Source organism: Bacteroides sp. Marseille-P3684 (assembly GCF_900291465.1).
GTDB lineage: Bacteria > Bacteroidota > Bacteroidia > Bacteroidales > Bacteroidaceae > Phocaeicola_A.
Genome location: NZ_LT985808.1, coordinates 2,849,298 through 2,861,793, shown reverse-complemented (window position 1 = coordinate 2,861,793; position 12,496 = coordinate 2,849,298). Strand labels below are relative to the sequence as shown.

Below are 12,496 nucleotides of genomic sequence, written 5' to 3'. Positions count from 1 at the left end.
TATGAGGAGTATCTCAAATGGTATCCTAAATAAAGAACCGCCACGTGCGGAACCGCATGCGTGGTGGTGGGAGAGGTCGGAAAACGAAAGTAGGAAGAAAATCACTTCGTTTTCCTCCTACTCGATTTCTTCCGGTATTTCTGCTCAACGGCGTGACATCCAGGCGAAGAGTGAGCGCATCGAGGGATTGGGGTGGCTTTCTGCCAGTTTTTCCAGTTGGCTCTTGACATGCTTCCATTCGGTTTCGAGCCGCACTTTGCCTGTCGTGTTGCCCGATTTCTCATCGGCGTTCAGGGCGTTTTTCCATGCCTCCATGCAGGAGAGCATCAGGTCGAGCTGCTCGTAGGTGAAGTCCCGGTCGGGCTCGAAGTTGCCGAAGAGCGAGGCATAAAGCGATTGGAAGAAACGTTGGGCTGTGAGTCCCTTGTCCTTCTTTCCGGCATACCACTCGGCGCGTTGCAGCGTCGCGACAGTCTCTTGTGAGAGCAGGTGGGTGAATACGTCCGTCGCAGGCGATGACAGGAGAGTGTGCCTGTTTTCTGTCGTATGCGCTCTGATGTAGGGGTTGTCGAACCGTGTGCTGCCTTCGAAGAAGTACTCCGTCAGCAGGTTCATGGCCTCTTGTTGCATGGTTTCGGGCTGGTCGCTTCCGACGTACCGGGCTATTTCGTTCACATAGCGTCCGTAGAGTTGCATTCCGTTTTTGTAGAGTGTTCTGTAGTCGGCAGGCTGTGTCTTGTCAAGTTTGCGGAATTGCTTTTGCAGGTGTTGCAGTTTTCCGGCGTACAGGTTGAGGAGGTTGGCTTTGGAATCCGTTTTCGGGCGGTTTTCCTTTCTCCATTGGCGTAGCTGGTCTCTGTCTTCATAGCAGTTTTTGGCGTCGGGGAATACGCGATAGCCTGTGGCTGCATCCCAAGCAGAGGATTCGTCCAGCGTGCAGGAAGATTTCAGAAACAGGGGGTCAGGTGATGAAGGGCGCATTCCCAGCATGTCGCCGATGGCATAGAGCAGTTCGCCTTTCAGCAATTCGACCGCCGTTGACGAATCGTTGCGGGCGACGTCTTCCTGCCACCAATAGTCATCCAGCAGGGCGGCTGTGCAGCCGTGTCCCACATTGATGCGGCAGGATAGGATTTCTCCGGTACGCGGATGGCAGATGTAGGAACGTTCCACGTCCGGTGTCCCCAGATCATAGGAAAGCAAGGCTTGGCAGGTTGCCGGGTTGTCGTTTTCGGCCAGTTCTTTGAGTTGCAGCGCGTCGCGGAAACCAGCTCGGAGGAATGCGTTGTTCCAAGCCGCAACAGCCTCCCGGACTGCCGGACGGAATCGCTCGGGGAAATGGCGGTCGACACACAAGGTCAGCGGTCGGAGCGGGCGCACGTTCTCCCCTTTGGCATATTTCTGTTTGTCGGCCGGGGACACTTCCATCCGCCAGCGAATCATGAGGGAGTCGGTCACCTTCATGTAGGGGTCTTGCATGTGGTCGCCAAAGGTGAGGCTCTGGAATCCATAGTCTTTCTCCATCAGGCGGACGGACATGTCGTCAGCCGGCAACACACTCACCGTGCAGGAGAGCCACAAGGGCATGGAACCTTCAGGCAACATGGTGATGGCACTGGACACATTGGCACGTTCCGGAGAGTAGCCGTGCCGACGCTGGATGTGGAAGCAGACGCCGTCGGCAAAGGCTGACGCTCCGGTCACGGAAGCATGTTGTGCGTCCAGCCCGCGGATGGGAGTGTAGCTGTAAGAGAACCATTCGCTGCCGGTCGACAGGAGCTTGGTTACGTCGATGACGATGCCTCCTTCCGGAGAGACAGCTTCTGCCGGATAGGTTTGTTCGTTCGCTTCGATGACGGCTTCCTTGAAAGCCTCCGGCATACGGTCGGCGTAGGACGGTTGTGCCAGTGTCACCTGCTTGTTGTCGTCGACTTTCACCCGCACCACGCCCAAGCTCTTCGCCGGACGGTTCACCAAGTCGAAACCGCGGTCGATTTGTGCCGAGATGAGCACTTCGCGTCCCCACACGGAGCGGGGAAATTCCAGATAGACTTTTCCTTTGTGTTGATAGACTGGCAAGATGCCGTCCACCTTTTTCATTCCTTCCTGATGAAAGAAGTCTTTTGTTTGTCCGCTGGGGGTAGCCTGCGGAGTTTGTGCGCAGAGGAACAGAGGACATAGGCATAGGTAGTATAACAACCAATGTTTGAGCATAATGTGTCAGTGTGTTAGTTTGCGATAGCTTGTAGTTTTTCGATGAGTTCCAGGGCTTGTCCCCGGTCTTTGCCCGGAGGTGTTTGGCCGGCGTAGGCTTCAGCCTCCTGTAGCAGGCGTGCACATTCCGCAGTGACTAGGGCAAGCACGTGGCTCGAATGGTTCGAACTGCGTTGCAGGTAGTTTGCCAACTGGTCAATATAAGCCCGCTGGGCTTCAAATTTCAGATCGCTGACGGGGGTGGCAGGTTGTTGCCACTCGGAGAAAAGAGCGGCATGCAGGGAACTGACATATTCTTCGAGCGTGAGAAGGCCTTCCGTGCCGGCGCACTGTGCGCGGCTTATGTCGGCAAAACGGTCGGTGACCCACGGCATCATCTTGTCATAAAAGTTGCGGGCCAGTGTCGTCCGGTCGAGTTCCAACCGGTTGACCAGCTGGGCATCAAAGAGCCATTCCGGCGGAGTGAGCACATAGGATTGCAGATAGTCGATGACCTTCCGGTTGTAGTCTGCCTTTTCCCACACGATGCCCTTTCCGGCTTCGTCCTGTGTGTATCCGCCCAGGTGCATGAGCACTTGTTTGGTCCATTCTGTCAGTATCGTAATCATGTATTGATAACGTCTCTGGCGGACGTGCAGTGACTGTATGTCGGGGCTATCCCAGGCCGCAGGCTGGGAGCACAAGTATTTCAGGTTCTCCACGCCCTGTGTGTTGAAGGCCACGTGGTCGTCACCCAAGTCCTCCGACTGGGCGCGTACGTCGTTGCTCCCGAGAAACCGGTGTTGCAGTTCGCCGGCTGTCTGTTTGAGCCATGCCTGGCGGTTGCGTTCCTGCTCTTCTTCCGTCTTTCCGGGGAAAATGCGGTAGCCGTATTCGATGGCCCAACGGTCGTATTCGCCGATGCGGGCGATGCGGTTGCGCAGGTCGGTCCGGTCGCCGGGGCGCAGCGCATAGTTGCAGCGCATGTAGTCCATGATGGACGACCCCATGCCGTGTCGGGAGAGGAAATCGTTGTCACGCAATTCATCCAGCGAATGGAGGCTGCTGCCGAAGAAGTTGTGTTCCAGTCCCAGTGAATGGCCGATTTCGTGCGTGAAGACCAGCTTCATCAGTTCGTCCATGACGGATTGGGGCAGCTCCACGTCCCAAGCCTGCGGGTCTGCCGCGCCGCATTGGGTGAAATACCAGAGCTGCAACAGGTCGGGAACGGAACTGAAGATGCCTATGTGACAGGCTTTCACTTCGCCCGTGCTGGCCAGGCAAGGAGTAGGGCCGTAGGCATTGGATTGCCCTGACGGTTTCCAGGAGATGTAGGCGTGGCTGTTGTCATAGTTGTAGAAGTTCGGATCGTCCGTCGGCTCTTTCACCGCGCGGATGGCGTTCTTGAAGCCTGCTTGTTCGAATGCTTCCTGCCAGGCGTCTATCGAGGCCATGATGCACGGTAGCCAGCGGGCTGGAGTGTGGCGGTCGACATAGACCACTATGGGATGTATGGGTTCGACGAGTTCGCCTTGGAAGTAGCGGACACTGTCTTCCGGGGTCAGTTCCAAGCGCCAGCGCTTCATCAGACTGCGTGATGAGGCCCGTAGGGGATTCGTTTGGTACTCCTGCTGCGTGATGCCGAAGTAGGGCATCCCCGACGGACGCACGGGCATAGGATGCTTGGGGAGCAACGACAGGCAGATGCCGACTTCCCATTCGCTTTCACTCGTGCTGGCTTTGCGTCCGGGAGTCATGAACGGGAGCGGGCGATAGGTCAGCCTTTTGCGTGTGAGCATACAGTGAGGGAGGGCTTTGACGTCCTTGAGCTGTGTGCGTGAGGCGTCTTCCGTGCCCAGTTCCAGTTCGAAGGCTACGGGTTTCAGTCCCAAGAGTTGGTTGCTTTTCAGCCAGCGGCTCACGTCGATGGTCGTCTGTCCGTCGGATTCGGAGACGATGGGCAGGGTGTCATACAGGCGTTCGTCGCCGCGCAGGCGTGCGATGTTCACGATGGGATCGTCGCTCGTGGCCGGCAGATGGCGGTCGTAGAGCGGGTCGGTCACCCACATTTCACCGTCCACCTTGCGGAAACGCAATATGATAGGCCCGAAGAGGTCGCCCGGGTGGCCATATTTCTTTGTATAGTCCGGCGTCGTGCGGGCCGGGGCTTTCAGCACGGTGGTCGTGAGCATCAAGTCGCGTCCCAGCAGGGAGTCGGGGATGGACCAATGGATGGTCTCGCCTTTGCGTTCCATGCCGAAGAGACCTTCTTGTGCCGGGAGAACCCAGGCGTATCCGACGGCCAGCAAGGTAAATAGTAGTTTTTTCATAATGAGTTTTTGAATGAAGCTTGAAGTAGTCGCGTTGTATGCATTGCCTGTTGCAAAGTCTTGCACTGCCTATTGCAATATGTTGTATTACCTATTGCAAGGTCTTGTATTACCAGTTGCAATGTTTTGCATGACTGATTACATATCTTATGCGACAGAATGCCTTGTGCGTGAGTGCTTATCTCAAGGAAAGAAAGCGTGCGCAGGCTTTTCCGCACGGGCTGTGCCGGGAAGGAACCTGCGCACGCATGTTTCCGGAGGAATGTCACATGCCGTCACTCGGCATGGTTGAATGCAAGATCGACGATGGTGCCGAAGCCGGTGTATTCGAACGTGCTGCCTTCTTCGCGGTTTACGTCGCCAGCTTGCGTCAGCCGCAGCTCGACCACTGTGCCTGTGCCGTCAGCGCGGTTGAAGGCCACGCCGAGGTCGTGGAAATAAGTGCTGTTGTCCATATCCTTGAACTTGAGAGCCACAGCCGTGGCAGCTGCGTCGTCCGTGTATTCGTAGATGAGGCTTACGGCCGGATTGTTGCGGTTGAGGTCTATTTTGTAGACTTTGTTGCCGGTGGCCATGAACAGGATATGTCCGAAGCCCCAAGATGCGGCAAAGTGGCAGTCTGCTGCTTGTGCGCCGTTAGGCAAGCTCAGTTCGTAGAGTCCGGAACAAGTCGGTTCCGCAGCGGATGATGAAAACTCATAGAGCGTGAGCGGGGACGTTCCACCCGTAGCGATGGCATAGGCCCATGTTCCCGTGCTGACGAAGTCGAGCACTTCGATGGAAGCCAGTTCCGGTCCGTTGGCGTCAAACACGTCGGTCAGGGACGGCTCGCCGGATTGGGGGACGGAAGCCGTCTTGGGGATGGCATCGCTCCAGGCACGGCCGTATGCTCTCATGGGCCGTGTGCTCGTGTAGCTGGTCATCATGCCGTCCGAGGAGTTGTAGACATAAGAGAGGAAGCGATGTTTCTTTTCATCGAAAGTCACCCAGTTGCTTCCATATTCCGCCCACTGCTTGGATTCGAGCTGTTCGCCTTCCGGATTGCGCACCGTATAGTAGACGGCATATCCGTCGATGAGCGAATGCCACGTCTTGCCTTGGGCTACGGCCACTTCGCCGTAGTTGCCATAGGCGTAAGTTTCCAAAGCGAGCGGTTGTCCCGTGTCGGCTCCCAGGAGCATCTGTCTGCCGTTGTATGTGGTCTCGAGCGTGGAGGGACGGACGAGTTGCAGGTCGCTGTCGGTCATGATGTGGAGCACGGCTATGGGCGAGGGTGCCATGATGCCCATCGTGTAGTTCCACGAACCGATGCCGTAGTTGTGCTGGGCGTCGATGGACAGGGGTTTTCCTTCCAAGGGGAAGGTTGTGCCGAATTCGCTGGCATACACGTCGGGGAAGATAGTGGCCAGTTCGCCTTCTCCGTCAGCAGCTCCAAGCACACCTTTCCCATCCTGTTCCTGGAGGACGAACCAAGTGCTGCTGAAGGGCAGGACGAGGTTCACGATGCGCTCGGCATACCATTTCGTCCCTTCGCGTTGGTCGGTCACTTCGAGCAGGAGCTTGATGGACTCGATGTCAGAGGGCGTAATGGTCAGCGTGCAGCTTTTGTCAGTGCTGTAGCGATGGAGTTCCGACTTGTGACGGTCGGGGTCGTTGGCCACTTCCTCGGGTGAGCTTTCGCAGATGCGTGTGGCCGACTGCGGGCCTTTATACCACTGGAAGGTGAGGTTTTCTTCATTGGCACCTATCGTTTGCGACAGTGCCGGGGTGATGACCACGGTGACTTCTCCTTCACGCGGCACTCTCACCGCGGTTTCAGGGATGACGATGCCCACTTCGTTGATGTCGTGATAGGAATAGTTGCCTTCATCGTCATAGCAGGCCGTGAATGCCAATGCAAGCGTGAGCATGCCGCAGAGGCTTTTTATGGTTTTTCTCATAGGACTATGCATTTACGTTGGTTTCGGGAAATGTGATTTCTTCATTGTTATCGTCGTAGATGGGATCTCCGCCTTCGGCCTTGTAGGCTTCGTAGGCATCGACGACAGTGGGCAGTTCGTAGTCCATCATGGAGCTGTAGGTCTTGTCGAGCACGTCCATCATGAACATGTATTTAGCATCGCTGTATGTCCCCCAGGCTTCGTCGCGCCAGGTTGAAGGCTTGATCTTGTAAGTGACGTTGACGGTGAGGGTCGAGATGTCGACACGTCCTTTGATAAACTGGTGAGCGGGGTTCGCATAGTCGAACGTCAGCAGACAGCTCTGTGTCGTCGAAGGTTTTTCCGGGCGTTGTGCGACCAGCGGATAGACTTGGATGATGGTGTCGGTCTCACTGTAGGTGTAGGGATTCTCCAGTTGGAGGACCGGCAACTCCGAGTAGCCTTCGCGGGGCTCTGTCTTGAGGCAGAATGTGCGGTTGGCATCCACCAGTCCGCCTTGCAGCTGGGCGTAGAAGTTCAGTTCGAGCGACGTGGTGCCGTTCAGATAGTGTTCATCTGTAAATGTGTAGTTGAGTGTGGTGGCCGAGCTGAATGTGATGGCCATTTCCTGGCCGTAGAGGGCAATTTCCTCTTCCGAACACCCGGTAAGGAAGGAACCTGCCCAAACGAAGCACAAGAGATATAGTAGCTTTTTCATGATTATTGCTGTTTATTGTTGTTACCAAATATGATTTCGTCTTCAGGCAATACCCATTGGTAGTGCTCTGTTTGCATGCCGTTTTCGAAGAGGCAACCATCGAAGGTGGTGAAGTGATGGGCCTTCAGGTAGAAGAACAGTTGGCCTTCGGCAAAATACTCTTTGCGCAACTCGTGCATGATGAGGTTCACGCGCTTGCTGAGCGACGGGTCTTCGCCTGCGGCATAGGGACGGTCATAGTCGACGGTGTTGATTTCATCTTCGTAAGAGATGCCTCGTGCGAAGCGCACTTCATTGAGGGCGTCGGCACTGGTCTGCGGATCGTCGGCGCATTCTGCGATGATGTAATACATCTCCGGCAAACGGATGAGGGGGATGGCATCGGCTCCGTCGGCATTGGTCGACAGGTTCGCCTGGTTGTACTTGAGGCAATACATGAACATGCCTTCGTAGGTCTCTACACTGTTGAAGGCGAAACCGTGTGAGCGCCAGTCTGTGTCGCCTCCGCTGTTGAGGTCATAGAAGGCCTGGAAGTTGGCCCGTGGCGTGACGTAACGGTATTGGATACTTGGTTCGGATGCCATGCTCATGTTGTTGTTCTCCAGGATGTTCTCCAAGTCATACACGCTGATGCCGAACACCTGTTCGCGGTAGCGGATAGAGTTGTAGGTGTTGACGTCTTGTGTGGTGTAGAGCGTGAAGTAGTCGGTCGCATCGATGACTTCCTGGGCGTATTGCACGGCCAGGCGGCGGCTTTCGGCATCGCCTTTGTAGCTATAAACCCGTGCCAGCATGGCTTTCACTGCGTAGAGGTTCATGCGGAACTGGCGGTCGACGAGGAACATGTTTTTGTCGGAAAACTCTTCTGATGTGCGGTCGGTGAAGAAGTCGCACGGGTCGTTGTCGGCCAACAAGTCATGTGCTTCCGTCAGGTCAGCCAGAATCTTTTCCACGACATCCGAGGCGGACAACACGGGCGTGGCCTCGTTGTCGAACGTCGTGCGGTAAGGGATGGCTTCCCCATTGGGGTTCTCGCTGAAGATAGGTCCATAGAGGCGGAGCAGGTCGAAGTGCAGGAAGGCACGCAGGCCAAGCGCTTCGCCCTTCATGGTCTCGTAGTAGAGGGGTGTAGTCAGCACGTTGCGATGTTCCTCCAGGTTGGTCAGCAGATTGTTGACATTGGCAATGGTGTTATACATCTTCACGTAGATGCCGTTGATGCGGCTTTCGGCTTCGTCCGTGTAGTCGTAGATGTCCGTTCGGTCTGCATCGTTTGATAGGGAGTGGTCTTCGTAGATGCCGGCCAGTTCGTCCAGATAGCCGTAAGTCAGATTGCGGGCATAAAGCTCCGTGTCGGTCAATTTCAGGTAAATACCCGTCAGGGCGTCCTTGAAGCCATATTCCGTCTCAAATTCTTTGTCTGCCGGAATGGATGTCTTCGGGTCCACATCCAGCCAGTCGTTGCAGGAAGAGAAGGTCAGCAGACCGGCCAATATGTATAGGTATGTCTTTTTCATAATGTGATTGATAGTGGGGTTGTTAGAAAGTCAGATTCAGAGAGAACGTGAAAGTGCGTGCATAGGGATAGTCCAATCCGCGTTCGCGCTTCACGGTCGACAAGTAGAACAAGTCTTCCATGTTGAAGGAGACTTTAGCCGAACTCAGGCTCAGTTTGCTTATGAACGGAGCGTTTTGAGGGTCCATGCGATAGTAGAGCGAAAGTGAACTCCACTGGAACACGTTCTCGTCCATGATGAAGCGTGAAGAGGCTTTCGTGTCGCTGGCCAGATAGTTCAGCGTCTTGAAGCGTGAACGGTCGCCCGGCTTTTGCCACCTCAGGTCCATCACGCGGCGGTCAACGTTGTAAACCAGCGAAGCATTTTCCACTTTGTCGAGCAACGTCTGGTTGTAGACTTGCCCTCCAAACCTGTATTGGAAGCTGACGTCGGCGCCCCAGCCGCGATAGGTGAAGGATGAGTTGATGAATCCTTGCCAGTCAGGCTCGGTGTTGCCGATGGGGACGATGTCCACAGGGTCGTATTCGCCTGTCATGTCGCCATTGCGTTTCTGGAAGATTTCCAGACCGGTCGACGGGTCTATACCCAGCGAGCGGACCACCCAAATGCGGTTGAGCGATTCGCCTTCGACGTAGCGGGAGAGAGGCGTGTCGTCTTGGTTGGCATTGTTCACTTCGTTCATGTGGCGCATGGCTTCAGAGATTTTCAGCAGTTTATCCTTATTGCGCGAACCATTGACAGTGATGGTCCAATAAGCCTGATTGGCACGGTCTTGGTAAGGGATGGCCGAAAGGCTGAATTCGATGCCTTGGTTTTCGATCTTTCCTAGGTTGGCCGGATAGGTGTTGAATCCGAGCGAGGGGGCTAGGGTGATGGACGTGAGCATGTTGTTGGTAATCTTGCGGTACCATTCGATGCGTCCGGTCAGGCGTCCGTCCAGGAATCCCATTTCCAATGCCAGGTTCAGGTTGCGTGTCTCCTGCCATTTCAAGTCTTCGTTGGGCATGGCGTAGATTTCAGCACCGGTGACGTCGGATGAGTAGTAAGGCTTCAGCAGGTTGCTGTAGCTGTAATACAAGTGTGCCTGGTAGGGGTCAAATCCCTGTGAACCCGTGATACCGTATGTGCCGCGCAACACGAGGTCGGAGAGGAAGTCGACGTCTTTTAGGAAGTTTTCTTTCTTCAAGTCCCAGCGGAGACCGGCTGACCAGAAGGGCGCCCAGCGGTTGTTTGTACCGAACTGCGACGAGCCGTCCAGACGGATATTGAAGTCGATGGAGTATTTATATTTGTAAGAATAGCCCATGGCTGCCACCCAGCTCAGCAGGCGGCTGGTGCTTTCCAAGCCTTCCATCTTCTCATCATAGCGGCTGCCGAAGAGGATTTCATCCATGTTTTCGTTGGGGAAACCTGTCACATGGGCTGCGTAGCTCTCGCTGGTGGTCTCCTGCATGGTGAAACGTGTGTTTCCTGTGATGTAGTGGATGTTGTTTATCAGTTTGTTGTAGCTCGCAGTCAAGTCCACTTGCCAGTTGAGCGAGGAGCTTTCTGTGCGTGCATAGTCACCCTTCAGTGCCGGGTCTGTGATGTTGGCAAAGGCTGTGTGCTGGGCCGGGCGGAACACGTCGCGGTTGCCTGAACTTTTGGTCAGTGAGAAGTTGCCCACAATGCGCCAGTCTGCATTGGGGTTCCACTCTGCACTGAACAGCTCGGTGAACGACAGGTTCGTGCTCCGGTCTTTGGTCTTGAACGTCGTGTTGTACATCGGGTTGGGGTAGTTGGCCTGGCCGACGTTCAGGTTTGAAAAATCATCCAGATATTGAGGGATTTCTCCGTTTTCATCATAGGCGCGGAGGTAAGGATTGAGCCGGGTGTATTGGCTGAAGCTGCCCCAGGGCGATTCGTCGGCTGTCGAGTTGTCGAGCGTCAGGCGGTTCTTCAGCAGGAATTTCTTGAAACGGTATTGGATGTTGAATTCACCTGTAAACACGTCGCGCTTGCTGTCCTTCATCACGCCCGGCGACATGTTGTAGCCTGCGTAGATGGAGTAGCGCAGGGCTTGGTCGCCACCTTCGAGCGTCAAGGTGTGGCGCTGCTGGAATGCGGTGCGCAGCGGCTTGTCGAGCCAGTAGGTGTTCACGCCGCGTTTCACTTCGTGCAGTTTGCGTTGGTAGAGTTCCAGCTTTTCAGCCGTGATGCCGGAAGCTGTGTACATGCCGGCGGCCCATTCCGTAGCCAGCTTTTCTTCGGCATTCATCAGGTTGTAGTCGGTCAGGTCGGGCGTCTCCACGCGCAACTCTCCGCCGTAGGTCACCCACAGGCGTCCGGCTTTGGGAGTCTTGGTCTCGATGACAATCACGCCGTTGGCTGCTCGCGAACCGTAGATGGCCGTTGCTGCGGCGTCCTTCAGCAGTGTGACGGAGGCCACGCGTTCGGGGTCGAGGTCGACCATCTTCTGCGTGGTCGTCTCGAAGCCGTCGAGGATGATGAGCGGCTGGTTCGGATAAGTCTCGTATTCACCTTGTACGGACAGGAATTCGTTGGATGTCGTGGCGTTGCCCAAGTCCATGTTGGCCTGGCCGCGCAGGCTCATTTCGGGCAATCCGTTGGGGTTTGAACCCAGGTCGATGTTTTCCACGATGCGGAATCCCGGTGCCACGGCTGACAATGCTTTGGCTATGTTTGTCGCGCTGTATTTCTTCAGGTCGTCGCCTTTCAGTGTTACGGCTGATCCCGTGAAGCCTTCTTTCTTGCGGTCGAAGATACCGGTCACGACGACTTCTTCCAAGTATTGCGAGTCTGATTCCAAGCGGAAGTTGTAGTTGTCGCCTTTCGCGTTGGCTTTCAGCTCCAGGAGTTTATAACCAAGGAATGAGGCCGTCAGTGATGTCTCGTCGCCCACGGCTGCGACTTGGAAGTTGCCGTCCATGTCAGCACGCGCATAGGTCGACGTGCCGTCTTCGTGCTTGATGGTGATGGTGGCTCCGGCCAGCGGCAGTCCGTCTGTGTCCACCACGGAGCCTTTGATGACCTTTTCTTCGGTTTTTCCCTCTTCTTTCGCAATGGGGCGGATGACGACGATGTCATTCTTGACTGCATACTCAAATCCCAGCGGGCGGAGCACTTTCTGCAACACTTTCTGCCAAGGCTCGTCCTTGGCATTTACGGTCACAGCCGGTGTCTCTTTAAACATTTGTGCGTTGTAAAGGATGTTGATGGAAGTTTGCTCTTTCAGTTCATCCAGAAACTTTTCCATCGACACATTGTTCAGGCGTAGTGTCACGTCGCGGTCCGGCAGGTCGGCCCATACATGCAAGGACATGAAACACATTCCCCAAAGTAGGAATAGTAGTCTTTTTCCTCTCATAAGTTAGAATTTAAATGAATAAATATGTTATGATTCTCTATTTTTAGCTATGCTTTACCCTTATTATACATAAAAGCCCCAAAAGGGTGACAAGTTTAAGCATATTTTTTTCAGTTGGGAGGTCCGGAAGGCGGAATGTCTTCTTTTTTCATTCATGTCGTTCTCTGGAGGCTTCCTTGACGGCTTATTGCCGGAATGGTTTTCCGGATGCCCGGCTGTTGGGGACGGAAGGCTTGAATACCAGTTGGTTAGCTTGGAGGGGCTGCTTGCTGGTTTCGGTAGAGGGACGGACTCCTTTCGGCTCTCGGACGGACTCCTATCCGTGGTCGGGCGGATACCTTTCGGTGCTCGGGCGGAATGGAGGCTGCGCGTAGCCGTCTTCTTTCGGAGACAAATGCGGCATTTGGAGACTGGAGGGATGTATGCAATATTTATCATCATCCGCGGCTGTG

Annotated in this window: 6 protein-coding genes; all 6 read right to left on the bottom strand. The window is 55.0% G+C overall.

Annotated elements, in window-relative coordinates; all coding sequences use genetic code 11:
- Positions 1 to 144: 144 nt before the first annotated feature.
- The 6 genes from C8275_RS11285 to C8275_RS11260 all read right to left on the bottom strand — a co-directional run bounded on the left by C8275_RS11285 (position 145) and on the right by C8275_RS11260 (position 12,008).
- Positions 145 to 2,214: a zinc-dependent metalloprotease gene (locus C8275_RS11285; protein WP_106485167.1), complete on the bottom strand. Its 2,070-nt coding sequence runs from the start codon at positions 2,212 to 2,214 to the stop codon at positions 145 to 147.
- 14 nt (positions 2,215 to 2,228) lie between these two features.
- Positions 2,229 to 4,523, bottom strand: coding sequence for a zinc-dependent metalloprotease (locus C8275_RS11280; RefSeq protein WP_106485166.1), 2,295 nt, complete (start codon positions 4,521 to 4,523; stop codon positions 2,229 to 2,231).
- Between the two features lie 275 nt (positions 4,524 to 4,798).
- Positions 4,799 to 6,463, bottom strand: coding sequence for a PKD-like family lipoprotein (locus C8275_RS11275; protein ID WP_157948261.1), 1,665 nt, complete (start codon positions 6,461 to 6,463; stop codon positions 4,799 to 4,801).
- A 4-nt stretch (positions 6,464 to 6,467) separates the two neighbouring features.
- Positions 6,468 to 7,160: a DUF4843 domain-containing protein gene (locus C8275_RS11270; RefSeq protein WP_022384449.1), complete on the bottom strand. Its 693-nt coding sequence runs from the start codon at positions 7,158 to 7,160 to the stop codon at positions 6,468 to 6,470.
- 2 nt (positions 7,161 to 7,162) lie between these two features.
- Positions 7,163 to 8,677 (bottom strand): RagB/SusD family nutrient uptake outer membrane protein, encoded by a 1,515-nt coding sequence (locus C8275_RS11265; protein ID WP_022384448.1) that lies wholly within the window; start codon positions 8,675 to 8,677, stop codon positions 7,163 to 7,165.
- A 22-nt stretch (positions 8,678 to 8,699) separates the two neighbouring features.
- Positions 8,700 to 12,008 (bottom strand): SusC/RagA family TonB-linked outer membrane protein, encoded by a 3,309-nt coding sequence (locus C8275_RS11260; protein ID WP_369861218.1) that lies wholly within the window; start codon positions 12,006 to 12,008, stop codon positions 8,700 to 8,702.
- Between the last annotated feature and the right edge of the window lie 488 nt (positions 12,009 to 12,496).